21 protein-coding genes are annotated in these 26,212 nt (G+C 69.1%); 10 read left to right on the forward strand and 11 right to left on the reverse strand.

Translation table 11 applies throughout. The features are described 5' to 3' along the window. Nucleotides 1-33 precede the first annotated feature (33 nt). Entirely contained in the window at nt 34-534 is a 501-nt protein-coding gene (locus tag BLR41_RS18485) for a MarR family winged helix-turn-helix transcriptional regulator (RefSeq protein ID WP_092630636.1), read from the forward strand. Nucleotides 535-562: 28 nt separating this feature from the next. On the opposite strand, the gene BLR41_RS18490 is transcribed toward BLR41_RS18485, so the two are convergent. From BLR41_RS18490 to hemW, 9 genes are all read right to left on the reverse strand, one after another. Then, a complete protein-coding gene (locus BLR41_RS18490; RefSeq protein ID WP_092630638.1) occupies nt 563-928 on the reverse strand; it encodes a hypothetical protein in 366 nt (121 codons plus the stop codon). Next, nucleotides 921-2,237 carry a CNNM domain-containing protein gene (locus BLR41_RS18495; protein ID WP_176798058.1) on the reverse strand — a complete coding sequence of 439 codons (1,317 nt, stop codon included), beginning with the start codon at nt 2,235-2,237 and terminating at the stop codon, nt 921-923. The genes BLR41_RS18490 and BLR41_RS18495 overlap by 8 nt, the downstream gene beginning before the upstream one ends. A gap of 29 nt (nt 2,238-2,266) precedes the next feature. Further along, nucleotides 2,267-2,833 (reverse strand): rRNA maturation RNase YbeY, encoded by a 567-nt coding sequence (ybeY, locus tag BLR41_RS18500; protein WP_092630644.1) that lies wholly within the window; start codon nt 2,831-2,833, stop codon nt 2,267-2,269. Then, nucleotides 2,830-3,909 (reverse strand): PhoH family protein, encoded by a 1,080-nt coding sequence (locus BLR41_RS18505; protein ID WP_092630647.1) that lies wholly within the window; start codon nt 3,907-3,909, stop codon nt 2,830-2,832. Before BLR41_RS18505 ends, ybeY begins: the two co-directional genes overlap by 4 nt. A gap of 159 nt (nt 3,910-4,068) precedes the next feature. Then, on the reverse strand, nt 4,069-4,419 hold the full coding sequence (locus BLR41_RS18510) for a histidine triad nucleotide-binding protein (RefSeq protein ID WP_092630650.1): 351 nt from the start codon (nt 4,417-4,419) through the stop codon (nt 4,069-4,071). A 59-nt stretch (nt 4,420-4,478) separates the two neighbouring features. After that, nucleotides 4,479-5,219 (reverse strand): 16S rRNA (uracil(1498)-N(3))-methyltransferase, encoded by a 741-nt coding sequence (locus BLR41_RS18515; protein WP_092630653.1) that lies wholly within the window; start codon nt 5,217-5,219, stop codon nt 4,479-4,481. Between the two features lie 121 nt (nt 5,220-5,340). Beyond that, nucleotides 5,341-6,519, reverse strand: a complete 1,179-nt coding sequence (gene dnaJ, locus BLR41_RS18520; RefSeq protein WP_092630656.1) for a molecular chaperone DnaJ — start codon at nt 6,517-6,519, stop codon at nt 5,341-5,343. Between the two features lie 91 nt (nt 6,520-6,610). Then, the gene (gene hrcA / locus BLR41_RS18525) at nt 6,611-7,636 is read right to left on the reverse strand and encodes a heat-inducible transcriptional repressor HrcA (protein ID WP_165400776.1); all 1,026 of its coding nucleotides are present in this window, start codon (nt 7,634-7,636) and stop codon (nt 6,611-6,613) included. A 331-nt stretch (nt 7,637-7,967) separates the two neighbouring features. Further along, nucleotides 7,968-9,221, reverse strand: a complete 1,254-nt coding sequence (hemW, locus tag BLR41_RS18530; protein ID WP_092630662.1) for a radical SAM family heme chaperone HemW — start codon at nt 9,219-9,221, stop codon at nt 7,968-7,970. 310 nt (nt 9,222-9,531) lie between these two features. On the opposite strand from hemW, the gene BLR41_RS23895 reads away from it, so the two are divergent. From BLR41_RS23895 to BLR41_RS18560, 7 genes are all read left to right on the forward strand, one after another. After that, nucleotides 9,532-9,648, forward strand: a complete 117-nt coding sequence (locus BLR41_RS23895; protein ID WP_342745395.1) for a putative leader peptide — start codon at nt 9,532-9,534, stop codon at nt 9,646-9,648. A 234-nt stretch (nt 9,649-9,882) separates the two neighbouring features. Next, a complete protein-coding gene (locus tag BLR41_RS18535; RefSeq protein ID WP_092630664.1) occupies nt 9,883-11,595 on the forward strand; it encodes a nitrite/sulfite reductase in 1,713 nt (570 codons plus the stop codon). Further along, entirely contained in the window at nt 11,592-11,783 is a 192-nt protein-coding gene (locus BLR41_RS18540; RefSeq protein WP_092630667.1) for an eL43 family ribosomal protein, read from the forward strand. Before BLR41_RS18535 ends, BLR41_RS18540 begins: the two co-directional genes overlap by 4 nt. Beyond that, on the forward strand, nt 11,780-12,505 hold the full coding sequence (locus BLR41_RS18545) for a phosphoadenylyl-sulfate reductase (protein WP_092630670.1): 726 nt from the start codon (nt 11,780-11,782) through the stop codon (nt 12,503-12,505). The genes BLR41_RS18540 and BLR41_RS18545 overlap by 4 nt, the downstream gene beginning before the upstream one ends. 115 nt (nt 12,506-12,620) lie before the next feature. Beyond that, nucleotides 12,621-13,565, forward strand: a complete 945-nt coding sequence (gene cysD, locus BLR41_RS18550) for a sulfate adenylyltransferase subunit CysD (protein WP_176798059.1) — start codon at nt 12,621-12,623, stop codon at nt 13,563-13,565. Beyond that, a complete protein-coding gene (locus tag BLR41_RS18555; RefSeq protein WP_092630676.1) occupies nt 13,565-14,920 on the forward strand; it encodes a sulfate adenylyltransferase subunit 1 in 1,356 nt (451 codons plus the stop codon). The genes cysD and BLR41_RS18555 overlap by 1 nt, the downstream gene beginning before the upstream one ends. Nucleotides 14,921-14,956: 36 nt before the next feature. Continuing rightward, nucleotides 14,957-15,715 carry a sirohydrochlorin chelatase gene (locus tag BLR41_RS18560; protein ID WP_092630679.1) on the forward strand — a complete coding sequence of 253 codons (759 nt, stop codon included), beginning with the start codon at nt 14,957-14,959 and terminating at the stop codon, nt 15,713-15,715. 139 nt (nt 15,716-15,854) lie between these two features. Here BLR41_RS18560 and BLR41_RS18565 read toward each other — a convergent pair whose 3' ends face one another. After that, nucleotides 15,855-16,649, reverse strand: a complete 795-nt coding sequence (locus BLR41_RS18565) for an FkbM family methyltransferase (RefSeq protein ID WP_245694484.1) — start codon at nt 16,647-16,649, stop codon at nt 15,855-15,857. A 274-nt stretch (nt 16,650-16,923) separates the two neighbouring features. Further along, complete coding sequence (locus BLR41_RS18570) at nt 16,924-17,850, reverse strand: DUF5818 domain-containing protein (RefSeq protein ID WP_092630681.1); 927 nt, start codon at nt 17,848-17,850, stop codon at nt 16,924-16,926. Between the two features lie 698 nt (nt 17,851-18,548). Between BLR41_RS18570 and BLR41_RS18575 the strand changes: the two genes are divergently transcribed. After that, nucleotides 18,549-23,738: a type VII secretion system-associated protein gene (locus BLR41_RS18575; RefSeq protein ID WP_092631002.1), complete on the forward strand. Its 5,190-nt coding sequence runs from the start codon at nt 18,549-18,551 to the stop codon at nt 23,736-23,738. 24 nt (nt 23,739-23,762) lie between these two features. Continuing rightward, the gene (locus tag BLR41_RS18580; RefSeq protein WP_092630684.1) at nt 23,763-26,207 is read left to right on the forward strand and encodes an ADP-ribosylglycohydrolase family protein; all 2,445 of its coding nucleotides are present in this window, start codon (nt 23,763-23,765) and stop codon (nt 26,205-26,207) included. Nucleotides 26,208-26,212 lie beyond the last annotated feature (5 nt).

A 26,212-nucleotide genomic window follows, 5' to 3' on the forward strand; every position in this document is an offset into this window, starting at 1 on the left:
TTGCCCTGTGCACGTCAATGTGAAAATAGCGACATGAGTAACGAAATGCCGCCGCACGGTGACGAGGTGGACGCGATCACCGAGGCGGTACTGACCGCGTCCCGGTTACTGGTGGGAGTCTCGGCGAAATCGGTCGCCGCGGTTGCCGGACCGATCACGCTGCCGCAGTTCCGACTGCTGGTGGCTCTCGGCTCGCGGGGCCCGCTGAAGCTGGTCTCGCTCGCGGAGATGCTGGGAGTGAATCCGTCCACGGCGACCAGAACGGTGGACAGGCTGGTCACAGCGGGATGGGCGCAGCGCAACAGCAACCCCGCCTCCCGGCGAGAGATCACGGTCAGCCTCACCGAAGCGGGCCGCGGCCTGGTGGATCGGGTCACCGAGTACCGCCGGAGCGAGATCTCGGCCATCGTCGAACGCATCCCGCACGAGGATCGCGCGGGGTTGGTACGGGCGTTGCAGGCCTTCACCGAAGCGGGGGAGGAACCACCAGCCCGTGCCTCGCCCTACGACGCGGGACTGACCGAGTGGCAGTGAGCCACCCGGCCGGCCCGGTCGGGTTTCGTCAGACCTCTCGTGAGAGCTCGACGACCTCGCCGTCGCCGTTCGCTCGGAGCACCGGTGCCGTACTCGCCAGCTCCCGAACCGCAGCCATCGAGTCGGCGTCCACTTCACCCGCCGCAGTGACGACAGCCGCCGCTTCCAGCCCCTCGGCCCCGCTGGAGACGGCGGTGGCCACCGCCACCTGCAACGCCGTCAGCCGCAGCGCGGTCAATCCCACGGTGCAGCCGGTGTAGGTTCTGCCGTCGGTGTCGCGCACGGCAGCCCCCTCCGCCGCGCCGATTCGCGCCCGTGCCGACCGCGCCAGCGTCACGATCTTGCTGTCCTCGGGATCGAGCTGCTCGGTCACGCTCTCGGTGCGTTCAGCCATGCTGCGAATTCCTTTCGTCATCGGCGGCGTTGTGCCCGTTGGACTCGCTCGCCCTGCGAACCAGCAACGCGTTGATCCGGATACGACCGCGATGGTCCTTACCCCCCTCGGCACGCAACCGGAGTCCGGATATCTCGGCCTCGGCGCCGGGGAGGGGCACACGGCCGAGGCGCTGCGCGAGCAACCCGCCCACGGTCTCGACCTCGGAATCGTCGAGCTCCACCTCGAACAGGCTTCCGAGATCGGCCACCGGCAACCGTGAACTGACCCGAACCAGTTCCTCGTCGAGCCACTCGACCGGACGGTGTTCCTCCCGATCGGACTCGTCGGTGATCTCACCGACGATCTCCTCGATGATGTCCTCGATGGTCAGCAGTCCAGCCGTGCCGCCGTACTCGTCCACCGCTATCGCCATGTGACTGCGCGAGAGCTGCATCTCCTTGAGCAACTCGTCCAGTCGCTTGGAGTCCGGCACGAAACTGGCCTCCCGCATCAGATCGGAGACCCGGCCGCTCTCGGACTCGGTGGACTCGCCGCGCTCGCTGGTCATCCTGGCCAGTTCCTTGAGCGTGACGATCCCGACGATGTCGTCGACGCTGTCACCGATCACGGGAATACGGGAGAACCCGGACCGCAGGGCGAGTGCCAGTGCCTGCCGGGGAGCCTTGACGTGCTCGATCCAGATCATCTCGGTTCGCGGCACCATCACCTCGCGTGCCGTGGTGTCACCGAGCTCGAAGACCGAGTGGATCATCTCGCGCTCACCGGCGGCGACCACGCCACGCTCCCCCGCCAGATCGACGAGTTCCCGCAGTTCCACTTCCGAGGAGAACGGCCCCTCACGGAAACCGCGGCCGGGAGTGATGGCGTTCCCGACGAAAATCAGCAACCGCGTGAGCGGGTTGAGCAGTCGGGCCAGCACGGCTACCGGCCCCGCCACCACGAGTCCCACCCCGTAGGGATGCTGGCGTCCTATGGTTCGCGGCCCCACACCGACGAGCACGTAGGAAACCACCAGCATGATCAGCACGGCGAACAGCACCGACCAACCGGGCGCGGCACTCACCTCGAGCACCATCACGGTTACCAGCACCGTCGCGGTGAGCTCGCAGGTCAACCGCAACAGCAGCAACAGGTTGACGTGTCTGGGGCGGTCGGCCAGCACCCTGGCGAACTGTGCCGCTCCTGCCCTTCCCTGACGCAGCAGCTCCTCGACTCTGGCGTGCGAGGCCGTTCCGATGGCCGCGTCGGCGGCCGCGAACACGCCGGCCGCCAACACCAACGACACGGCCCACACCAACAGCGCCATGATCCCGGTGAACACGATGGGAAAGTCCGTTACCGCTCGGAATCGCCGTCGGCCGTGGCCTCCTGGGACTCGTCGAGCCCCACCACACCCAGCACCCGTGAGTCGGCATCGCGCTGCTGCGCGGCGCGCTCGGCCTCCGTCTTGGCCTCCCGGAACTCGGCGAGCAACCGGTTCTGCAACGCGAACATCTCGCGTTCCTCCTCCGGCTCGGCGTGATCATAGCCGAGCAGATGCAGCACCCCGTGCACCGTGAGCAGGTAGAGCTCGTCCTCCATCCCGTGACCGGCCTTGCGTGCCTGGTCCCTGGCGAACTCGGGGCACAGCACGAGGTCACCGAGCAGTCCCGGGCTGGTCTCGGTGGAGTCCTGCCCGCGTGGCGCCTCGTACTCCTCCATGGGGAAGGCCATCACGTCGGTGGGGCCGGACAGGTCCATCCAGCGTTCGTGCAGGTCGGCCATCACGTCGAGCTCGACCAGCACGATGGACAGCTCGGCCAACCTGCTCACGCCCATGCGGTCCAGCACGAAGCGGGCGACGGAGACGATGGTGGTCTCGGGCACCCGTACGACGGACTCGTTGGCTATCTCGATACTCATGCCTGCTCGTGCGCCCGTCCCTCGGAAACTCGTGTCCTTCGGGCGGGCTCGCCGCCCTCACCGTCCTGGCGTTCCTGCCAACGGTCGTACGCGTTGACGATCTCACCCACCAGGCGATGCCGCACCACGTCCTGGCTGTCCAGGGTCGAGAACAGGACGTCGTCGATCCCCTCCAGGATCTCGCGGACGACCTTGAGACCGCTGCGCTGCCCGCCGGGCAGGTCGATCTGCGTCACGTCGCCGGTAACCACGATCTTGGAACCGAAACCCAGCCTGGTCAGAAACATCTTCATCTGTTCCGGCGTGGTGTTCTGCGCCTCGTCGAGGATGATGAAGGCATCGTTGAGGGTACGTCCGCGCATGTAGGCCAACGGAGCGACCTCGATGGTTCCGGCCTGGGTCAGCCGGGGGACCGATTCGGGGTCGATCATGTCGTACAACGCGTCGTAGAGCGGCCGCAGATAGGGGTCGATCTTCTCGTAGAGACTTCCCGGCAGGTAACCCAACCGTTCCCCCGCCTCCACCGCGGGTCGGATGAGGATGATCCGGTTGACCTCCTTGGCCTGCAGGGCCTGCACGGCCTTGGCCATCGCCAGATAGGTCTTGCCGGTGCCGGCCGGTCCGATGCCGAAGACGACCGTGTTCTCGTCGATGGCGTCGACGTAGCGCTTCTGGTTGGCGGTCTTCGGACGGATACTGCGTCCGCGTCGGGACAGCACGTCCATGGTCAGCACGTCACTGGGCGAGTCCCCGTTACTGGCGGAAAGCATCGTCACGCTGCGACGCACGATATCGGGTGTGAGCTGGTTGCCCTTGGAAACGAGCTCGATGAGTTCGTCGAACACCCGTTCGGCGAACGCGACCTCGGTGGGTTCCCCGGAGATGCTCACCTCGTTGCCCCGTACGTGAACATCGGCGTCGAGTACGTCCTCCGCGGTCCGAAGGTTCTCGTCCTTCGAACCGAGCAGGGCGAGCACCGCCGTGTCGGGCACTGTTCGGGTGGACTGTGCCTGCTGAGGCTGGGACGACTCGTTTCCCGAACGAGCCGCCGCCCCGTCCGCTGCGGTTCCGGCCACGCTGCTACCGGCCTGCTTCCTGCGCTGAAGCGCGATTTCGGTACTGGATCCTGTCACTGTCAATGGTAGAGCAACGGACAACTGGATTACCGCCGATGCTCGCCCCTGGACGCGTGGAGTACGCACCCGTGCCCGCCGCGGGGCGCGGCCAGGGGCAGGTCAGGCCAACGGCCCCAACTGGCGCCCCCCGAGCAGGTGCAGATGCACGTGGAAGATGGTCTGCCCGGCATCGGAGTTGGTGTTGAACAGCAGCCGGTACCCCGCTTCCGCGATTCCTTCGTTCTCGGCGATCCGCCCCGCGACCCGGACGAGTTCGGCCAACAACTCCGGATCCGCCGCGGCCAGCTCGGCCGCGTTACGGTACCGCTCGCGTGGGACCACCAGCACGTGGACCGGTGCCTGCGGACTGATGTCGCGGATCGCGATCGTGCGCTCGTCGGTGTGCACGAAATCGGCGGGAATCTCACCCGCGATCATCCGTTCGAACAGGGAGGGCTCGGTGTCGGTCATACCCGCGAGACTATCCACCGCCGATCACACCGTGTCCGGGTGCTCCGCCCGCTTCCCGATCACCGCCAGCGGGAGGTGAGCGCGCCCAGCGCTCCGAGTGCCACCGCTCCCGCGGTAGAGGCACGCAGCACCTCGTGCCCCAGCCGGACCGGCCGGACACCCGCCGCACGCAGCGTCGACAGCTCCTGCTCGGTGATGCCGCCCTCCGGGCCGACGATCACGGCGATCTCACCGGCGGTGGGCAGCTCGGCCTCGGCCAGCCCGAGCTCGGCGGACTCGTGCAGCACGAAAGCCGCCTCACAGCCACGCAGCGCCGCCACGATCTCCGAAGTGGAGCAGGGCTCGGTCACCGTGGGAGTCCAAGCCCTGCGTGCCTGCTTGGCGGCCTGCAACGCGGAATTGCGCCATCGCGCCAGTGCCTTGGCACCCCGAGGTCCGTCCTCCCAGCGCGCCACGCAGCGTTCGGCCCGCCACGGCGTGACGACATCGACCCCCGCTTCAGTGGCCAGCTCGACGGCGAGTTCACCGCGGTCACCCTTGACCAGCGCCTGGACCAGCCGGACCCGGGGCTCGGCGGCGGGAACCGTGTCCCGCCGCACCACCTCCAGGTCCAGGGCGTCCCTGCCGACGTCCGTCACCAGGCACTCGGCCATCCCGCCGCGCCCGTCCGAGAGCAGCAGCCGGGCGCCGGAACGCATCCGGCGCACCGTGGCGGCGTGTTTGCCCTCGGGGCCGTCCAGCCGGGCGAGCTCGCCCGTGGGCAGCTCCTCGACCGAGAAGACCGGGAGGGTGGATGACATCGCGCTGACCCTTTCCGGGAGACGAGCGGGAACACGACGGACGGCTGCGCCGCGCCGGGAACCGTGTCCCGTTACGGCCCCGCGAGAACGGGGCCGGGCGGAATCGGCGGTGCGGGCGGAATCAGCGGTGACCGAAGCCGCGGAAGCGGGAGAAGATGCCGTTGCGGTGCCCGTTGCCACCGGCGCTGACGGTGGGTTCGGGCTGCTCCTCCTCACGCGCGGTGGCCAACTGGCGCAGCAGGTCGGCCTGGTCCTCGTCCAGCTTCGTCGGCACCCGCACATCCAGGTGAACATGCAGGTCGCCGTGACCGCTCACCCGTCCGTTGGAACGCAGCTTGGGCAATCCACGCCCGTCGAGCACGTACTCGGTTCCCGGCTGCGTGCCGGGCTCCACCGTCAGCTCCTCCTCGTCCTCGAGGGTTCGGATGTTGACCACGGTGCCCAGCGCGGCCGCGGTCATGGGCACCTGCACGTGGCAGTGCAGATCGGCACCGTCCCGGACGAACCGCTCGTGTTGCAGTTCCTCCACCTCGACGAACAGGTCACCGGCGGGACCACCGCCGGGGCCGACCTCACCCTCACCGGCGAGTCGGACCCGCATCCCGTCACCGACGCCGGCGGGAATCTTCACCGTGATGGTGCGCCGGGAACGCACCCGCCCGTCACCACCACACTGCTGGCAGGGATCCGTGATCACCTCACCGAAGCCGCGGCAGACGGGGCAGGGACGCGAGGTCATGACCTGCCCGAGGAAGGAGCGCTGCACCGATTGGATCTCGCCGCGGCCTTCACAGGTGTCACAGGTGGAGGGGGCACTGCCCGCGCTGGAGCCGCCACCCTCACAGGTGTCACAGACGACAGCCGTGTCGACGGTGACATCGCGGTTGACTCCCTGGGCGCACTCCTCCAGCGTCAGCTCCAGCCGCAGCAGGGCGTCGGAACCCTGCTGCACCCGGCTGCGCGGTCCACGTCCGGCGGAACCGCCGGACCCGCCACCGAAGAACGCGTCCATGATGTCGCCGAGGCCGCCGAACCCGGCGAAGGGATCGCCACCGGCGCGACCACCCGCGGCACCTCCCCCGCTGTCCATCGGGTCCCCGCCCAGGTCGACCATCTGGCGCTTCTGGGGATCCGAAAGAACTTCGTAAGCAGTGCTTACCTCTCGGAAGCGCTCCTGCGCGCCGTCCTCCTGGTTCACGTCGGGATGGAGTTCCCGCGCAAGCTTGCGGTAAGCCCGCTTGATCTGATCCTGGGTCGCGTCCTTCGATACCCCGAGGATCCCGTAGTAGTCCTTGGCCACCTTGTGCGCTCTTCCTCTGCTCGTCTAGCGGGTACATGCCGAAGAGTTCCGAAGGGCCGGTCGTGGCGCGCCACACGTGCCGACGCGGACGTCACCGCCCCGCCAGGATCTCTCCCACGTAGGACGCAACGGCACGAACCGCTGCCATCGTTCCCGGATAATCCATCCGAGTGGGGCCGACCACGCCCATACCCCCAAGTACCGTCCCATGCGAACCGTAACCGGTGGAAACGACCGAGGTCGTCTGCATCTCCTCGGCCTCGTTCTCCATCCCGATACGAACCGTAACGCCATCCGAGTCCCGTGCCGCCGCCAGTAGCCGCAGTACGACCACCTGCTCCTCGAGCGCCTCGAGCACCTGACGCAACGAACCGGGGAAATCGGCGACGTTGCGGGTGAGATTGGGGGTTCCCCCGAGCACCATGCGCTCGTCGGGGTGTTCCACCAACGTCTCGATGAGCACCCCGCACACCCTGGACATGGTCTCCCGCAGCTCCGGGGGAGACTGCTCGGGGAGTTCGGCCACCGAAGCGGAGGCCTCGGCGAGCCGTTTGCCCGCCATCGCCGAGTTGAGCACGGTGCGCAACCGCGAGACATCCTCCTCGCCGATGACGTCACCCAGGTCGACCATACGCTGATCGACTCGCCCGGTGTCGGTGATCAGCACCAGCATGAGCCGCGCCGAAGTGATGGTCACCACCTCGACGTGCCGCACGGTGGACTGAGTCAGCGTGGGGTACTGCACCACGGCCACCTGCTGCGTGAGCTGGGCCAGCAGCCGGACGCTCCGCCGCATCACGTCGTCGAGATCCAGCGCGCCCTCCAGGAAGGCGTGGATGGCACGGCGTTCCGGCGAGGTGAGCGGCTTGATCTCGTGCAGCCGGTCGACGAAGGTCCGGTACCCGTGGTCGGTGGGGATCCGTCCCGCGCTGGTGTGCGGCTGCGCGATGAGTCCTTCCTCCTCGAGCACGGCCATGTCGTTGCGTACCGTGGCACTGGACACACCCAGATTGTGCTGCTCGACGAGCGTCTTGGAACCGACCGGCTCGTTGGTGGACACGTAGTCGGCAACGATCGCGCGCAGTACCTCGAACCGGCGCTCGTCCGCATTCACCAGCGTCACCTCCTCGTTCGGCGCGCCCCGCGATGGACACGTCCGACTCGGCAGACACGCGTTCCGTGCCTGCGGTCCACCGTCCGAGTTTACGGTGTTCCGACCGCTGAGCCGAGGGCCACGAGGATGGTCGCGGGCAGGCGGGACTCGTGGGTGTCGCGGAAACCGCTCGCACCGGTGTGCGGGGGACGGGCGAGCACCGGCGCACCCGATGTGGCTCGCCCGGTGGCCGCTCCTCGCGGGGAGACTCGCGAGGCGACATCCCGCCGGACATCGGAACCGGCGAATCACCGGCCCCCGCGCCTTCCGAAACGTGGGAGGACGGGTGTGGCAGTCACCCGAGGAGTCGACGGACCACCCCGTCCGCCAGCAGTCTGCCGCGATCGGTGAGCACGCACCGTCCCGCACGCAACTCGTCGTCCCGCAACAAGCCGTCGGTCACGGCGCGCCGGGCCTCGGCGAGCCCGGCGTCGTCGAGCACCTCCGTGGTGAGTCCCTCCCGGAGCCGCAGTTCCAGCATGACTCGTTCGACGCGGCGGTCCTCCACGTCGAGCACCTCGCGCCCCGCGGCGGGTGAGATCCCGTCCCCCAGGGCGGCCGCGTAACGGGCCGGGTACTTGAGGTTCCACCACCGCACGCCACCGACGTGACTGTGCGCACCGGGGCCCGCACCCCACCAGTCACCGCCCCGCCAGTAACCGATGTTGTGCGCGCAGCGGGCCGCTTCGTCGGTGGCCCAGTTGGAGACCTCGTACCAGTGGAATCCGGCCTTGGAGAGCACTCCGTCGACGAGCTCGTAGTCGGCGGCCAGCACGTCCTCGTCCGGCATCGGCAGCTCACCGCGGCGAACCCGCCGAGCCATGGCGGTCCCGTCCTCGACGATCAGGGAGTAGGCCGAGACGTGGTCCACGCCGGCCTCCAGCACCGCTTCCAGCGACCCCCGCAGGTCGTCGCTGCTCTCGCCCGGAGTGCCGTAGATGAGGTCGAGACTGACGTGCTCGAACCCCGCCGCCATCGCCTCCCTCGCGGCGGCGACGGCGCGCCCCGGAGTGTGGTTTCGGTCCAGCACGCGCAGTACGTGTTCGGCCGCGGACTGCATCCCCAGCGAAACCCTGGTGTAGCCCGCCTCGAGCAGGGCGGTGAACAACGCCGGGGAGGTGGACTCGGGGTTGGCCTCGGTGGTGACCTCGGCCTCCGGAGCGAGCCTGAAGGAGGCGCGCACCGCGTCGAGCACCTCGCCCAGGCCGTCACCCCCCAGCAGTGAGGGGGTTCCGCCGCCGACGAAGACGGTCCCGGCGCGGGGAACCGCACGGTTGCCCTCCCCCAGCACCCTGGCCCCGAGCTCCAGTTCGGCCTTGAGCGCGTCGAGCCAGCCGCGGAAACTGCCGCCGCCCGAGAGCTCGTCGGCGGTGTAGGTGTTGAAGTCGCAGTAACCGCACCTGGTGGCGCAGAACGGCACGTGCACGTATATCCCGAACGGCCGCTGTCCCACGCCATGCAGCGCGGTGGCGGGCAGCGTGCCCTGTTGCGGTGGTTGTTCGCCGGTCGGTGGATGCGTGCTCACGGCACAAATTCTCCCAGCAGGCATTCGACTTCCCACAGGAGCGCGGAGCATCCCTACCTCGGGCCTACCTCGGGGCGGAGGACCCCTGCCTCCGGACGGAGCGGGTGGATCCCCGATCATCGGTTCCGCCGTCCCCAGGTCCCCACGCGACGGCGATCGACTAAGGTGCTCCGGGAGTGTGAGGTTACTCCCACCTGGAGGGGTCGGATCTCGCGGCGCGCGCCTGCCCTCACGCCGGGCGCTCCGGGTGCGCGGATGTGTTCGCACCCGGGACCGGTCAACGTACGGGTGACGTGCTGTCCCAGCATGCGGATGAGCCTGGACCGCCCGATGCGTGCGTGGCACGCTGACGACCATGGACGCGACCCCCACCGAGCTGCTGCTGGTCGCCCGGCGTTACCTGGATCTACGACGGGTCTCCAGCGCGCTGTGCCGGAGCACGAGCTGTTGAAGTTTCCCGTCCGTACCTGACGGGGTGCTCGCCCGGCGAATCCGCCGCGGGTGACACCTCCGGGGGCCGCGCCGAGTTGGTCGCCCGCGTCGGTCCGATCGGAAACTCACGGTATTTCCTGTCGCGTTTCGTGTCCGCATCCGATCCGGTGTGTCGGTAACCGGGTCGTGAGCACTCTTTTCCCGTAAAACTGTCGCGGCGTAGTCACGCCATGTCATCGCGGAGGTCGGACGAATGGTCCCCCCGACGGAAGCACCGAGCCCCACACAACGCCGCGCACCCGCACGCAAGGGCAAGGGCCGCGCGGAGGGCCAGTGGGCGCTCGGTTACCGCGAACCGCTGAACGGCAACGAGCAGTCCAAGAAGGACGACAATCCACTCAACGTCCGTGGTCGTATCGAGAACATCTACGCGCAGCGTGGCTTCGACTCCATCGACCCCTCCGACCTGCGCGGTCGATTCCGCTGGTGGGGGCTCTACACGCAACGAGCTCCCGGCATTCCGGGCGCGCGGACCGGAACCATCGAACCGGAGCAGCTGGACGACTCGTACTTCATGCTGCGCATCAGGGTCGACGGCGGCGCGCTGACCACCGAGCAGCTACGGGTGATCGGTGAGATCTCGCAGACCTACGCCCGCGACACCGCCGACATCACCGACCGGCAGAACGTCCAGCTGCACTGGATCCGGGTGGAGGACATGCCCGCCATCTGGCAAAAGCTGGAGTCCGTAGGGCTGTACACCACCGAGGCGTGCGGTGACTGCCCCCGCGTCGTGCTCGGCTCCCCGGTGGCGGGCATCGCCGCCGACGAGATCGTCGACGCCACCCCGGCGATCAGGGAGATCACCGAACGCTACATCGGTGACGAATCACTTTCGAACCTGCCGCGCAAGTTCAAGACCGCCATCTCGGGTTCCCCGCGCCAGGACGTGGTTCACGAGACGAACGACATCTCGCTCATCGGGGTGGAGCACCCCGAGCACGGTCCCGGCTTCGACTTGTGGGTGGGCGGTGGCCTGTCCACCAACCCCAAGCTCGCGGTGCGCCTGGGCGCCTGGGTTCCGGTGGAGGAGGCCGCCGAGGTCTGGAACGCCGTGGTGCAGATCTTCCGGGACTACGGTTACCGCAGGCTGCGTAACCGGGCGAGGATGAAGTTCCTGGTATCGGACTGGGGGGCCGAGAAGTTCCGTGAGGTGTTGGAGAACGAGTACCTCGGCCGCGCGCTCACCGACGGTCCGGCACCGCCGCTTCCGGACGGACCCCGTGACCACGTGGGGGTGCACGAGCAGGTCGACGGCAACTACTACGTCGGCGTGACCTCCGTGGCCGGCAGGGTCGACGGTTCCAAGCTGATCGAGGTCGCCAAGGCCGCCGAACGCGCGGGCTCGCGCCGGGTCCGCACCACCGTGGAACAGAACCTGCTGGTGCTCGACGTGCCCGGCTCCGAGGTGGAAAGCCTCGTCGCCGACTTGGACCGGCTCGACCTGCGGGCACGCCCCTCGTCCTGGCGACGCAGCGTCATGGCGTGCACGGGAATCGAGTTCTGTAAGCTGGCGATCGTCGAGACCAAGAACCGTGCCATGGAACTGGTCGAGGATCTGGAGCGCAGGCTCGACGACGTGCAGGGCGACATCGACAAACCCGTCACGGTCAACCTGAACGGCTGCCCGAACGCCTGCGCCCGCACCCAGGTCGCCGACATCGGCCTCAAGGGTCAGCTGGTGCAGGACGAGGAGGGCAACCAGGTCGAGGGCTTCCAGGTACACCTTGGGGGCGGTCTCGGCAGGGACGCGGGTTTCGGACGCAAGATCCGGGGGCACAAGGTGACTTCCGCCGAGGTGGGGGACTACGTGGAACGCCTGGTTCGTCGTTACGTGGAGCAGCGCGGCGAGGACGAGACCTTCGCCCAGTGGACGAAACGCGTCGGTGACGAGGCGCTAACGTGAGCGGGGGGCGTTCGGCAGAACCGGGTCCCGAGGGCAGGGCCGTTCCGTTCTACTGCCCGTACTGCGGTGACGAGGAACTCACACCGGAGGCTGAACCCGTGGGCGCGTGGAAATGTCAGGCGTGCCGTCGCGTGTTCACGGTACGACTGGCCGGGTTGGCGTTGACCGAGGAGGACGAAGAACCATGACCACCGACAGCACTTCCCGAATCGGCTTTCGACGTGGTGACGACGAACTCCGCGCTCTGGCGGAGGAGGCCTCCGAGCAACTCGCCGAGTCGAGCACATCGGAGGTACTCGACTGGGCGGCCCGCACGTTCGGCGACAATCTGATCATGGCCTCCAATATGGAGGACGCCTCGTTGATAGACCTGGTCTCCAAGGTCCAGCCGGGCGTGGACGTGTTGTTCCTGGAGACCGGTTACCACTTCGCCGAGACGCTCGGCACCCGCGACGCGGTCGCGCAGACCTACGACGTCAACATCATCGACGCGATGCCCGAACAGACGGTCGAACAGCAGGACGCCACCGAGGGGGCGAGGCTCTACGAACGGGACCCCGGTCGGTGCTGCCACCTGCGCAAGGTTCTTCCGCTACGCAACACGCTGGCCCGCTACGAGGCCTGGATCACCGGACTGCGACGCGTGGATTCGCCGAGCAGGGCCGACACTCCCCTCGTGACCTGGGACGAACGCAACAACCTCGTGAAGGTGAATCCGCTCGCGGCGTGGACCGACGAGGACATGGACAATTACATCGCCGAGCACGATGTGCTGGTGAATCCCCTGGTCCCCGCCGGCTTTCCCTCGATCGGGTGTCAGCCGTGCACCGCCAAGCCCGCACCAGGCGCGGATCGGCGCAGTGGCCGCTGGGCCGGTAGCACGAAGACGGAGTGCGGGTTGCACGCCTAAGCCCGCGAACTCGGGAGCTCCGGGGGAGAATGCCGGTACGACCGGCACCAGAACATCACCCGATGGGATGAACTGGTAACTGTGTAAGGGCACGCTGATGACGACGGAAGCGATCATGGATCAAAATCTCGACCTACCGGAAGATCCGGCGACATCCGAGGCACCACCACAAGTGGACAACCTCGATGCGCTGGAGTCCGAGGCGATCCACATCTTCCGGGAGGTCGCTGGGGAGTTCGATCGCCCGGTGATCCTGTTCTCCGGAGGCAAGGATTCCACGGTGCTGCTGCACCTGGCACTGAAGGCGTTCCGGCCCGCACCCGTACCGTTCCCGCTGCTGCACGTGGACACCGGACACAACTTCGAGGAAGTGCTGCGGTTCCGCGACGAGCTGGTCAGTCGCCACGAGCTGCGTCTGGTCGTGGCCAGGGTCCAGGACTGGATCGACGACGGCAGGCTCAGCGAACGGCCGGACGGTACCCGCAATCCGCTGCAGACGCAGCCGCTGCTGGAGGCGATCGAGCAGAACCGCTTCGACGCCGTGTTCGGCGGCGGCAGGCGTGACGAGGAGCGTGCCCGCGCCAAGGAGCGCGTCTTCAGCCTGCGCGACGCCTTCGGCCAGTGGGATCCGCGCAGGCAGCGCCCCGAGTTGTGGAACCTCTACAACGGCAAGCACCGGGCGGGCGAGCACATGCGGGTCTTCCCGCTGTCCAACTGGACCGAGCTGGACGTGTGGCGCTACATCCAGCGCGAGAAGATCGAGCTCTCCAACCTCTACTACGCCCACCGCAGGGAAGTCTTCCATCGGGACGGCATGTGGCTGACCTCCGGCCCGTGGGGCGGGCCACGCGAGGGCGAGGAGGTTCACGAGAAGACGGTTCGCTACCGCACCATCGGGGACGGGTCGTGCACCGGCGCGGTTGAGTCCGAGGCGTACACGGTGGACGACGTGATCGCCGAGGTCGCCGCCAGCCACCTCACGGAGCGAGGGGCGACCCGAGCCGACGACAGGATGTCCGAGGCAGCCATGGAGGACCGTAAGCGGGAGGGCTACTTCTGATGAGCAACGACACCGAAACCCTCACCCGGTTCGCCCCCGACAGCGGGACCGAAGTGGCGCTTCCGGTGCACACCGACCTGTTGCGGCTGGCCACAGCGGGGTCGGTGGACGACGGCAAGAGCACACTGGTGGGACGACTGCTGCACGACACCAAGTCGGTGCTGGCCGACCAGCTCGACGCGGTACACCGTGCCAGCGCCGACCGCGGGCTGAGCACCCCGGACCTGTCGTTACTGGTCGACGGGCTGCGCGCGGAGCGCGAGCAGGGCATCACCATCGATGTCGCCTACCGCTACTTCGCGACCGGCAGGCGCACTTTCGTGCTGGCCGACACCCCCGGGCACGTGCAGTACACCAGGAACACCGTCACCGGTGCCTCCACGGCGCAGCTCGCGGTGCTGCTGGTCGACGCCCGCAAGGGCGTGGTGGAACAGACCAGGAGGCACGCCGCGGTACTGGCGCTGCTCGGCGTACCGCGACTGGTGCTGGCGGTCAACAAGATCGACATGGTCGACTTCGACGAGTCGGTGCACACCGCCATCGCCCAGGACTTCGCGCAGCACGCCAGGGCCCTGGGTTACTCCGACGAGGACGTTGTCACGATCCCGGTTTCGGCACTGCACGGCGACAACGTCGTGGAGCGTTCCGAGCGCACGCCCTGGTACGAGGGCCCCGCCCTGCTGGAGCACCTGGAGACCGTTCCGGTCGCTCCGGACCCGCACGACGTTCCGTTCCGATTGCCGGTGCAGTACGTGATCCGGCCGCGCACCGCCGACCACCCGGACTACCGCGGTTACGCGGGTCAGGTCGCCGCGGGAGTGGTCAACGAGGGCGACGAGGTGGTGGTGCTCCCGAGCGGGGCACGCAGCAGGGTCTCCATGGTGGACACCCCGGACGGCCGGGCGCAGAGCGCGGCGGCCGGACGTTCGATCACCGTGCTGCTGGAGGACGACCTGGACATCGCACGCGGCGACGTCCTCGTCTCGGCGGAGGAACAACCCCGGGTGACCGACGAGTTCGACGCCACGGTCTGCTGGCTCGCGGAGAAGCCCCTCGCGCCGAACACGAAGGTTCAGATCAAGCACGGTGCCCGGACCGTGCAGGCCATGGCCACCGAACTGGCCACCCGCTTCGACGAGCAGGAACTGTCGAGCGTGGACGCCCCGGAAAAGCTGGAGCTCAACGAGATCGGCAAGATCCGGTTCCGCACCTCGGAGTCGTTGCCGATCGACGACTACGCGGACAGCAGGCGCACCGGTTCGTTCATCGTGCTCGACCCCTCCGACGGTTCCACGCTCGCGGCGGGCCTGATCGGTGTTCCGCTGGCCCCGCTGGCCTCGGCAGTGACTCGATGACGATCCCAGCGACTCGATGACGACCGGAGTTCCCGGATGAGCGCACCGCTGGTCGCGGTGGCGCACGGCAGTCGGGATCCACGTTCGGCAGCCACGATTCAGGGGCTGCTGGACGTGGTCCGCTCCGTCCGCCCCGAACTGGACGTACGAACCGCGTTCCTGGAGCTGTCAGCGCCACGGCTCGGTGACGTGCTCGACGCCGTGCACGCCGACGGCAACAGGCGGGCCGTGATCGTTCCGCTGTTGCTCGGCCACGCCTACCACGCGAGTGTGGACATCCCGAACGCGGCTCGGGAGGCCGAACGCCGCAATCCGCTGCTGCGGCTGGGTACCGCCGAGGTGCTCGGACCGGACCCCAGGCTGCGGCAGGCGGCGTGGCGACGGCTGACCGAGAGCGGTGCCGATCCGGCCGATCCGGAACTCGGTGTAGTGCTGGCCGGTGCGGGCTCGGCGCACGAGTCCGCCAACCGGCTGGTCTCCGACGTGGCCGGGGTCTGGCAGCGGCACAGCCGTTGGGCCGGTACCGTGGCGGCCTTCGCCGCCGCTGCCGAACCCGACGTGCCCGCCGCGCTGGAGCTGCTGCGCGCCCGGGGAGCCCGGCGGTTCGCCGTCGGCTCGTGGTTCCTGGCTCCCGGCAGACTGCCCGACCGGGTGCTCGAACGGGCCACCGAACACGCCGAGCGCCCCCTGCTGGCTAACACGATGGGAGCGGCACCGGAACTGGCCGAGCTGGTGATCGAGCGGTACGAAGCGGCGCTGGCCGCCAGGCCCGGACTGCTGGCACACGCCACCTGAGAGCGCACGGCAGTACTCGCCCAATGGCCCGGCGATTTCGCGGGAAATCGACGCCCAGCGCCACACCGCGCGCACCGGGGCGACGATTTCCCGAGAAACTGACGGCGGTGCGAGAAACTGACGGCGGTGTCGCGGGTGGTCAGACTCCCCGTCTCGTGGTGAACAGGTAGTTCCGCTTACGAGTGGTCACCCTCTCGACGGGCATCCACCGTTCGGCGTGCCAGACGTACATGCCGTACCCCATCTCGCGGAGCCAACGGGTGAGTTCGTCCGCTTCGCACCCGTATCTGGTGAGGTGACGTTGTTCGATTTCCAGCAGCAGAGTCGGTTCGCAGTCCGCGAGCGTCCGTTCGGCGCCTTCCAGCACGAACGGCTCGTATCCCTCCACGTCGATCTTGAGGAAGTCCACGCGGTCGAGGCCGCGTGAGCGGCGCACCTGATCCACCGAGAGCACCTCGACGGGGTGGGTTCGCACCTGCCGCACCTCATCGTGCTCCGCGGGGGTGAGTCCTCGCTCGTCGATATGGGCGTGGCCGTGCACCGGGAAACCGAAACGGCGGGGGACCACGAGTCCGCGGGGCTCCGAGCGACTCCCGAGCGCGGCACGGGTGGTCCGCAGCTGGGGCAGGTGGACGAGCCACTGCAGACCCGTGAGTATCCGATGTGGCTTACGCTGCGGTTCGAAGGAGTGCACCGCTCCCTGCTCGCCCACCAGCGCTGCCAGCGAGAAGCTGTACATGCCGTAGGCCGCACCGATGTCGAAGCACACGTCACCGGTACCGACCACGCTCGGCAGACCTCTCGTCTCGGGCTCGAACAACGAACCGGCCGAAGCCGTCCGCAGCAGACCGGCCAGCCGCGATCGAGGTCGGGCCGAAGCCGCGCCTCCCTCGCCGACACGTTTCCCCTCGGCTCGTTCGGACTGCCCCGACACGGAAACTCGCTTTCGGTAGGTATTCGGTCGCTGGCGCCAACCCGGCACGTCACGTTTTCACGTAAAGCACCCGATCAATCACGCAGCGTATGATAATCGATACGCCGAATCGCACCGCCAGGCGCGTGGAGCAGCAACAGGGCCGATACGGACAGGCGGTCCGTATCGGCCCTCGGATCCGTCACAGCGGTGTCGATCGTCTCTCCGGAGCGTGCGAACCGACGGGCCGTCCCGTCTCGTCCGCCCTTGCGGAGTGGGTGTGGAAAGACCTCGGTCAGGAGGCCGCGAAAGTCACCTCGCGTCCGGCGTCACGGCAGGTGTAGTCGTAGCCACCCAGCTCGCTGTCCGCCTCGGTCGCGGAGCACTCGAAACCGTTGCTGCGGTAGTCCTGCCCGATCCGCCCCTCGGCGTCCGCCGCCACGTCACGGGCGGTGTCGCAGTCGACCCCGCTCGCCTCGACGCCGAAGGCACCGTTGTCCGAGTTGGGGGTGAACGGCACGTCACCGCAGGAACGCGTGGCCGCGTACTCGGTGGAAACGGTGGTATCACCGTTGAGCACGACGGTGTTGTCCCGCTGGACGACGCTTTGCGGGTGGATCACCTCTCGCGGCCCCACCACACTGTTGCCGACGGCGATACGCGCGACGACGCGCTGGCCGGTTCGCAGCCCCACCGGGGCGGAGTACACCCCGTCCCCGTCGTTGTCGCGCAGCGCGACCGCACCCAGCTCGTCGATGTCGGCCACCTCGCCACGCGGGTTCGCACCGGGGGTGCCGAACAGACCGTAGAACGTCGTGCTGCCGCTCACGGAACCGTCGGTACGCACCCGGAAGTTCAGGTTCGTGGTGCCGCGCTCGGGCAGCGACCCGCCACGCGTGACCGGCTCCACCGTTCTGACCGCGAGCCGGTCGGTTTCCGGATCCTTCCCGGAGTCGCTCCCGGTCACCTTGACCCGTTCACCCGCGTAGGGCAGCAGCATCCCCGGCGCTCCGGTGAGGCGGTAACGCGTGCCGTCGCTCTCCGCCGTGAGGGCGTATCCCTGGCCGCCGCGTACGAGCGTTCCGGTGGCACTGGTGAACAGACCTGCCCCGCTCTGACCGTTCCGAGCCGACTGCGCGTCGGATTTCTCCGCAGCGGCAGCGGTTCCCGCACCACCCAGTACCGTCAACACCGCGGCGGCGATCGCGAAAGTCTTACGCATCCTTGTCGAGCCACCTTTCGTTCGGGATCGCTTCGATGACCTTTTCGTCCCGAGAGACGTCGCGGTGGACTTCGGGTTGCCCAGAAACGGTCATCGATTCGTATCGAGTTGTGTGCACCCCGCGTACAGCGCTGACACCTCGGAGCCGGGGAAGAACGACCGAAGGCCACCCCGACCCGGAGTCGAGGGGTGCGGTGACCCGTCCGGCGCCCCGTGGTTCCCACCACGTTGCGAGACCGTCCAGACTGCCACTCCCAACGTGGTTTCGCACCCGATCGGAGCAACAAAAATGGGTCCCACTGCGCCTTTCGGAGCAATTCGGGCCCACCCACCCCACCGGCCGCGGCACCAGGAGCATGATTTCGGGGACGGGAGTAGCAAGTGGCACCCGGCGAGCGGGAAACGACAACCCCACGAACGGCCCGGTCCCGTGTACCGGCAGCTGCCTACCACGAAAGCGGTTGACCACGTTGCGAACCGCAACGATCACTCCTGGTAAACAGGAGATACCGAAATTCACTCCGCGAGGTCATGAGACAGTAACGATTGTGCGGGCACACACCGGAACCGATCGCTCAACGCGTCGCGTCGGATCTTCGTAACCAGCCGAGTACGCGTTCCGCCAGGTGGTCGCCAACCGGAAAAGCGCAGGTCGAACCCTGCGCATCGCCGAACCGGAAATGGGAAGCAGCGGGGAGATGAACAGTCAGCAACCGAGCCGACCGGTGATTACGCCCGCGATGCGGGAGCAGGCCGCGCAACAGCCGAACAGCTGGCTCTACGTGGTGGATCCGATCTTCACCGACCCCAACGCGGAAGTCCCGCCCTGGGGGTTCATCGGCGGATTCCGAGTCGACGAGCACGGGGAGATCACCGCGGACTTCTCCCCGAACCCGAACTACCGCCCCTCTCCCGTGGCGCTGCGCCTTCCCGCCCCCACCAACGACGTGGAGCGGGCGCTGCAGCTGACCACCACCGGCTACGCCCCCTCCCAGACGCTGCTCGGCTCCCTGCTGGAAGCCGAACTCATCCTGTTCGCCCAGCCGCAGGGTGAAGGACTGTTCACCTTCGAACACCCCTCGGGACGCAATCAGCTGCAGGTTTTCACCTCGGAAGGTCATCTGCCGCAGAACTGGACCAGCTGGCAGCGCATGACCGGCAGATCACTCGCGGAGCTGCGTCCGCTCGGCACCGATATGCAGGTGAACCCCGCCAGCCCGAGCAAGGTGCGTGTTCCCTGTGAGGATCTGATCCAGGCCGCGGGCATCCCGCTGCGGACCAACGATGCGGTATCGCGCAACGGTGCTGAGGCGACCACGGTGGTCACGGGACTCGGCACCCGCCATCGACCGGATCGATCCGGGAACACGACACAGTCGGTGCCGGTACAACCGCGGACGCCACAGCCACCCCTCGCGGGGGCGACGGCTCCCACGGCACGATCGACCGGCGCACCGAACGTCGCAGCGGGTAGCGCCGCGCCACCCGGAACCACACCCGCACCTGCCGATACGCGGAACGACGAAACCGGAAACGACGAAACCGGCCAGCGCCTGCTCGGCAGCCTGCTCGCCGCCGCTGCCGGTGACGCACTCGGCGCACCGGTGGAGTTCTACCCGCTGGAGCAGATCCGCAACAGGTACGGCAGCGCGGGAGTGACCGACTACGACCGCGACAACCAGCAGGGCGGCTCGTTCACCGACGACGGCCAGTTGATGCTGTTCGCGCTCGAGGGATTCGTGCGCGGTCACATCGCGGTACGCCTGCGGGTCGCTGAGACACCACTCCCCGCCGTGCAGCTGGCGTTGCAGCGTTGGCTGCACAGCCAGGGATACTCCTGGTCACGTGTGGCCGGGCCGTTCTCGGCGACTCACCCGGAACCCGACGGCTGGCTCGTGGAGCGGCCGGAGCTGTTCGTGGTGCGCTCGCCCGCCAGCAGCTCGATCAGCGCGCTGCGCGAGTTCGCGGCCTCGGGCAGGGCGGGCACGGTCGAGGAACCACTGTACTATTCGGACACTCATGGCGCGGTACTTCGCGGAGTCGGTGCCGCGCTCTGGTCGGACGACCCCGCTGAGGTCTTCCGAATGGCCGCCTGCGCCGCCGCGCTGACCCACGGCGAGCCGGACGGTTACCTGCCCGCGGGCACGTTCGCGGTTTTGCTCCGGGAGCTGTTGTGGGAAACCCCGGTTCCGGAGGCACTCGCGCGGGCACGGTGCGTACTCGGCGAGCACGCCGCCGGGTCGGCCACGGAGCGGGCGCTGGCCGCGGCGGTGGGGCTGGCCGAACACGGGCGTCCCACCCCGGAGCGGCTCAAGGACGTACTCGGCGGCGGGTGGACCGGCCCCGAGGCCCTGTCGATCGCCGTCTGTGCCCTGCTGAGCACCGAAAGTCTCGCCGAGGCAGTGCTGCTGGCGGTCAACCACTCCGGCGACAGCGACTCCACCGGAGCGATCTGCGGCGCCCTGGCGGGCGCCCGGTACGGCAAGGAGGCCCTGCCGGGAACCTGGCTGCGCGACCTGCGGGGTCGAGAGACGATCGAAGCCCTGGGACGGGACGCGCTGCTGGAGTTCGGCGCGGAGCCGCCGGAGGACCCGAACTGGCGGCACCGTTATCCGGGCGGGTCGGACGCTTCCGAACTCGGATTCAGCACCGACTTTCCCGTGGCGGTTTCCGAGTCCTCCGCCCAGGCCCCGGAGGAACGGCCGAGCGCCGACGAGCCCCCTACCGACGAACCCCCTGCCGAGGATCCCGCCGTCGAGTCGTCCGAGAGCGACGACGAAAACACGGGCGCCCCGGCGACGGAGGCAGGCGACGTCGAAGGGCGTCCCGACACGGCGGACACTTCCCGTAAACCGGTGCTCGGCTGTCTGCTGGGTGGAGCGGTCGGTGACGCGCTGGGGTACCCGGTGGAGTTCGACTCGCTGCGCGCGATCCGTGACCGGTTCGGCTCCGAGGGGATCACCGACCTCGCCCCCGACGATGCGGGCTCCGCCCTGATAAGTGACGACACCCAGCTGACGCTGTTCACGCTGGACGGACTCATCCGCGCCGGTCACAGCATGCGCCGTGGGTTGGCGACCGACCCGGTCGAGCTGGTGCAGCACGCCTACCAACGCTGGCTGCACACCCAGGGTTTCGAGAGCGAGGAGGTCACCGGTCCCGGCTGCACCGAACCGGACGGCTGGCTGCTCTCCCGTTCCGAGCTGTTCGACCGGCGAGCGCCGGGAACGACCTGCCTCGAGGCGCTGCGGGGATTCGCCGCGGGCGACACTCCTGGTTCCCCCGACAACCCGCTGAACGACTCCAAGGGATGCGGCGCGGTCATGCGTGCCGCGCCCCTGGCGCTGTGGTCGCCCGATGTCGGCGAGGTGTTCCGGCTGGGGGCCGAGACCGGGATGCTCACCCACGGCCATCCCAGCGGGTATCTGCCCGCCGGGACCCTGGCCGTGCTGGTGCGGCGACTGTTGGAGGGGGACACGCTGCGGCGGGCCCTCGACACCGCGTTGGCGCAACTGGCCGGCTGGGAGGGGCACGAGGAGACGACCGAGTGCCTGCTGCGGGCGGATGAACTGGTCTCGCTGGGCGAACCGGGTCCCGAGGTGATCGAACAGCAGCTCGGCGGTGGCTGGGTGGGTGAAGAGGCACTCGCCATAGCGGTCTACGCCGCGCTGAGCCACCCCGACTCGTTCACCGACGCGGTACTGTTGGCGGTCAACCACTCCGGCGACAGCGACTCCACCGGAGCGATCTGCGGCAACATAATGGGCAGTGCGTTGCAGCCCGAGCGGATTCCTACGGAATGGCTGGAATCGCTGGAACCGCGCGAGTCGATCGAGCGGCTCGCGCGGGACGCGGAGCTCGAGTTCGGCACGGGGACGCCGCCCCAACAGGACTGGGCGGAACGGTACCCGGTTCCCGACGGCGGAACACCCGGTACGGCCGAGCCGAAGTGGCCGCTGCGGGAACGGGCGCTGGCCGCGGAACCGGGAACGGCCGCGGCGGGCGAACCGTCCGAAGAGGTGGCAGGCACGGCGGTACCGAACGGGGACGGGACCGAACGGGCCGGCGGGAAACCGGACGACGAGGAATCGCACAGCGGGGAATCGCACAGCGGGGAACCGTACGGCGGGACCGCACAGTCCACTGCGGACGAGGAAAGCACGTACCGGCAGCGGGACGAGGTCGACTCCGAGAACGAGCCGGTGGAGACGGCGGCCGTGACGGACACGGCCGAGGAAGAAACGGACGGGGTGGCCACCGCGGCGGATTTCGCCGGGAGCGACATCCCGGCCACGGATTCCGTCCCCGAGCCGGAGCAGGACGCCACACTGGAGGCGGACGCCGCCTCGACGAGCGCACGAACGGCGGAGTACCTGAACGCGGCGGAGTACGCCACGGTGGACGGTGAATTCCCCGACGACGAAGAAAACCGCGCGGGGGAGGGCGCGGAAGGTGGGGACGAACGCGGTCGCCTGCCGTCGGAGCAGACCAACTCCGAGGGAACGTACGCCCCCTCCCCCGGAACCCCGGAGCCGACGGGAGCCGCACCCGCACCGGAATCCGACGGTGCCGAGGGCACGAGCTCACCGGGGGAATCGCCGGAAACGGAACTTTCCGCGGAAGAAACGCGACTGCTGGCCGCCTGGCGCAAGCTCAGGGAGAGCCCCGAGGAGGTTCCCAGCGAGCTCGCCGGGGAACTCCGCGAGCTCACCGCGCGGGCCTTCGGCGACGAACGGGCCGCGCTGCTCTTCGGTGAGCAGCCCGATGAATCCGCCGACACCGGGGTGCTGGTGCGGGAAACCCCGCTGAGCCTGGACTTCGACGAGCGGCTGGCGGGGTGCGTGCTGGGAGCGGCCTGCGGTGACGCGTTCGGAGCGCCGTGGATGCTCGGCCGGGCGGACCGGCTGCGCCGTCCGGAGTCGATCGGGTTGGCCGAGGCGTTCGGTGGCAGCGGGCGTGTCACGGCGGCGAGCCAGCAACTCGCCTTCGTGCTGGCGGGGACGATCCGCGCCGACCTGCTCGGACGCGGGAGCGGAACCGACTACGTGACCGACGTGCGGGAGGCGCTGCGGCACTGGGTCCGTACGCAGGGCGTGGCCATCGATCCGCCCGTCACGACAGACTGGCTCTCGCACTGTTCCGAGCTCAACGCCCAGCGTTTTCCCGATCACGCCGGCACGGCCGCGTTGGTCGAACCGCGTGACGAGGACGAACTTCCCCGCCCGACGGACCCGCCCAACGACTCTGCCGGATACCTGGCCACTGTGCGCGCGGCACCGCTGGGTCTGCTGGCCCACGACACCGGCGCGGCCTTCGCGCTCGGCGCGCGAACGGCCGTGCTCACCCACGGCGCCCCGGACGGCTATCTCCCCGCGGGTGCGCTGGCCGCGCTGAACCAAGAGCTGCTGCGGGGGACGACGCTGGCCGAGGCAGTGGCCGCCGTGCTGACCGAACTGGACAAGTACGACGGCTGCGAGAACACGGCGGACGCGCTTCGCTCGGCCGTTCGGTTGGCGCGGCGGGGAACCCCGAGCGCCTCGGCGCTGCGTTCGCTGGGAACGGGATGGCAGGGTCCAAGTGCGCTGGGGATCGGTGTGCTGGCGGCACTGTCGTACCCGGACTCCTGGCGCCGGGCCGTCGTGCTCGCGGCGAGTCACGCGGGCAACAGCGCCGCCACGGCGGCGATCTGCGGTGCCGTGCTCGGGGCCTCCCGCGGCAGCAGCGCGCTGCCCGCGAAGTGGCTGGACCGGCTGGAGGTGCGCGAGATCGCGGACCGGCTGCTCGCCGACCGTCGAGGTGTCGCTGACATCGCACCGGACGGAAAACTTCCGGCCTGGGCACGCGCCTACGTCACCGAAACCGAACGGTCATCACACCGTCAGCGGTAACGGTCCGCGACGGGTCCCAATAGGATGACGAGTGCTTTGGACGAGAACACCCTGGAAGACGACGAGAAGCGATTACTGACCGCTCTTCGTGCCCGCGAGAACTCGCGCCGGAAACGGGCGGAATCGGACGCGGCGGCCGATCCGGCCACGTGGCTGGTGCGAAGCTGGCGGGAACTCGTGGCCGACCCGGCGGCAACGCCGCTCTGGGCCACCGGCCTGCGTTACCGGCTCGCCGAGGTGACCACATCGAGCGGGGAAACGGCCTCCGGCGGCGCCGGCGGACTGTTCGATTCGGACGGTTTCGTGGCGCGTTCGCCCGGTCGGCTGCTGGGAACGCTCTACGGCGGCGCGCTCGGTGAGAGCGTCGCGCGACACGACAGCCGGGGCACGGAGCGCACCGCCGCCCTGCTGTGCGCGCTGGACGAGTTGATCCACGCCCACGCCGAGCTGCGGGAACTCGGGCGGGCCGAGCCGCTGCGAGCGGTACTCACGGGGCAACAGCGCTGGCTGCGCAGCCGGGGTGTCCCCGTGGATCCTGCCGTGGAGCGCCACGGAAGCGCGACGCTCGTGGGAACCACCCTGGACGATCCGAGGCTGGTGGGCTCCGGTGGTGGCGACCCGGTGATGCTGACGGTGCTGGCTCGGCTCGCATCGGACGGCGCACCGGCGAGCCCGGAACACCCGGGCAACGACGTCGAGTCGGCGGGAGCCGTGCCGCTCGGCGCACTCGCCGCACTGTGGGCCGAGGACGACCGGAGCGCCTTCCGGTTGGGAAGCGAGATCGCCGCGATCACGCACGGCGGGGCGCGGGGTCATCTGCCCGCCGGGGTGCTCGCCGTCCTGGTGTCCCGGCTGTTGCGCGGCCACGGGCTCGCGGCGGCGGCGGAGCTCGCGATCGGGTCGTGCCCGCACCCGGACATCGCGGCGGAGCTGTCCGAAGCGGTGCGGCTGGCCGGTTTCCGACCGGCGGGCAGCCTGCCCAGTGCGGGGAACCTGGCGGCCACGGCCGATGGCGGCACCGGCAGCGGGGCGCTCGCGATCGCGCTGCGGGTGGCGTTGTCGGCCTCCGAGGACTGCATCGCGGCGATCGACGTCGCCGCTGGCCACGAGGGGGACACCGCGACCTCGGCGATGCTGTGCGGGCAGCTGCTCGGCGCCCTGCACGGGCCGGAGCGGGTGAACCGCACCGGGGAGACCTCGCCGTGGATCGCCCCGCTGCTGGAGCGGGTGACCGCCGCTGCCGTCGCCGAGTTCGGGCCTGCCCCGACCGACACCGCGCCACGCGGGGAAAGCCTTCCGGCGAGGTCATCCCGGCGGCCGGAGCTCACCGAGCACGTAAGCACCGACGAGACCATCGACGAGAGCTCCGCCGAAGCGGCGTGGCGACCGCGTTTCGTGCGGGCCGTGCTGGGATGCGCCGTCGGGGAAGCACTCGGCGGGGCCGTCACGTCCGACAGCTGGCGCGAGATCAGGGACCGCTACGGCGAGGAGGGACTGCGGGAGTACGTACCGGCCGGGCATCCCTCGGGGCGGATCGGCAGTGACACCCAGCTGCTGCTGTTCACCCTGGAGGGCACGATCCGGGCCGGAGTTTCCCGGCGCACGCTCGGCGGGGTGGGGCGCCCCACACGGCACGTGCAGCACGCCTACCAGCGGTGGCTGCACACCCAGCACCTGAGCTGGCCCCGCGCGGCGGGCGAGTTCCGGTCCACCGCGGCCGAACCCGACGGCTGGCTGGTGGAACTGCGCGGGCTGTTCCAGACCCGCAGTCCCGGCAGGACCATGATGCGCACGCTGATCGCCTTCGCGAAGGGGCAGCAAACCATGGGCTCGCCGGAGGAGCCGGTCAGCGACTCGGATGGCAGCAGCGCGCTGCTCCGGGCGATCCCGGCGATGCTGTGGACGCCCCGCGCGGACGAGACCTTCCGGGTGGCCACCGAGACGGCGGCACTCACCCACGGTCACCCCACCGCCTGGCTGAGCGCGGGCACGCTGGGGGTGGTCGTCTCGCGGCTGTCCCGGGACGAGGGGCTCTCGGAAGCCGTCGACGCGGCCGTGACCGAGTTGGGACGGCATCCGGAGCACGAGGCCGTGACGCGCAGGATCGATGCGGCACGCAAGCTCGCCGAGTCGGGCGTGGTCGAGCCGGAGCGGCTGGAACGCACCCTCGGCACGGGGTTCAACGCCGCCGAGGCGCTGGCGATCGGGCTGTACGCGGCACTGGTGGCCGAGGGGGACTTCGCGGCCGGGCTGCGCACCGCCGTGAACCACTCCGGCAACAGCGGGGTTTGCGGCGCGGTGACGGGCACGCTGCTGGCGATGTCGGCGGACGAGGAGATCCCCGAGCACTGGACGCAGCAGCTCGAACTGGGCGAAACCGTCCGAGCGCTCGCCGCTGACGGCTGCCTGGAGTTCGGACCGAACCCGCCGGAGACCCCGGAGTGGTTCGAGCGTTACCCGGGATCCTGAACGGC

It is taken from the genome of Actinopolyspora mzabensis, from assembly GCF_900101095.1.
In the GTDB taxonomy this organism is placed as follows: domain Bacteria; phylum Actinomycetota; class Actinomycetes; order Mycobacteriales; family Pseudonocardiaceae; genus Actinopolyspora; species Actinopolyspora mzabensis.

What these genes read in the sequence shown, in the direction of transcription:
- BLR41_RS18575 (WP_092631002.1), top strand. Translation starts at nt 18,549, where the DNA reads ATGAACAGTCAGCAACCGAGCCGACCGGTGATTACGCCCGCGATGCGG.
- BLR41_RS18490 (WP_092630638.1), bottom strand. Translation starts at nt 928, where the DNA reads ATGGCTGAACGCACCGAGAGCGTGACCGAGCAGCTCGATCCCGAGGAC.
- BLR41_RS18560 (WP_092630679.1), top strand. Translation starts at nt 14,957, where the DNA reads ATGAGCGCACCGCTGGTCGCGGTGGCGCACGGCAGTCGGGATCCACGT.
- BLR41_RS18515 (WP_092630653.1), bottom strand. Translation starts at nt 5,219, where the DNA reads ATGTCATCCACCCTCCCGGTCTTCTCGGTCGAGGAGCTGCCCACGGGC.
- BLR41_RS18510 (WP_092630650.1), bottom strand. Translation starts at nt 4,419, where the DNA reads ATGACCGACACCGAGCCCTCCCTGTTCGAACGGATGATCGCGGGTGAG.
- ybeY (WP_092630644.1), bottom strand. Translation starts at nt 2,833, where the DNA reads ATGAGTATCGAGATAGCCAACGAGTCCGTCGTACGGGTGCCCGAGACC.
- BLR41_RS18535 (WP_092630664.1), top strand. Translation starts at nt 9,883, where the DNA reads ATGGTCCCCCCGACGGAAGCACCGAGCCCCACACAACGCCGCGCACCC.
- BLR41_RS18570 (WP_092630681.1), bottom strand. Translation starts at nt 17,850, where the DNA reads ATGCGTAAGACTTTCGCGATCGCCGCCGCGGTGTTGACGGTACTGGGT.
- BLR41_RS18545 (WP_092630670.1), top strand. Translation starts at nt 11,780, where the DNA reads ATGACCACCGACAGCACTTCCCGAATCGGCTTTCGACGTGGTGACGAC.
- hemW (WP_092630662.1), bottom strand. Translation starts at nt 9,221, where the DNA reads ATGCCTGCTGGGAGAATTTGTGCCGTGAGCACGCATCCACCGACCGGC.
- BLR41_RS18495 (WP_176798058.1), bottom strand. Translation starts at nt 2,237, where the DNA reads ATGGCGCTGTTGGTGTGGGCCGTGTCGTTGGTGTTGGCGGCCGGCGTG.
- cysD (WP_176798059.1), top strand. Translation starts at nt 12,621, where the DNA reads ATGGATCAAAATCTCGACCTACCGGAAGATCCGGCGACATCCGAGGCA.
- BLR41_RS18580 (WP_092630684.1), top strand. Translation starts at nt 23,763, where the DNA reads ATGACGAGTGCTTTGGACGAGAACACCCTGGAAGACGACGAGAAGCGA.
- BLR41_RS18485 (WP_092630636.1), top strand. Translation starts at nt 34, where the DNA reads ATGAGTAACGAAATGCCGCCGCACGGTGACGAGGTGGACGCGATCACC.
- BLR41_RS18555 (WP_092630676.1), top strand. Translation starts at nt 13,565, where the DNA reads ATGAGCAACGACACCGAAACCCTCACCCGGTTCGCCCCCGACAGCGGG.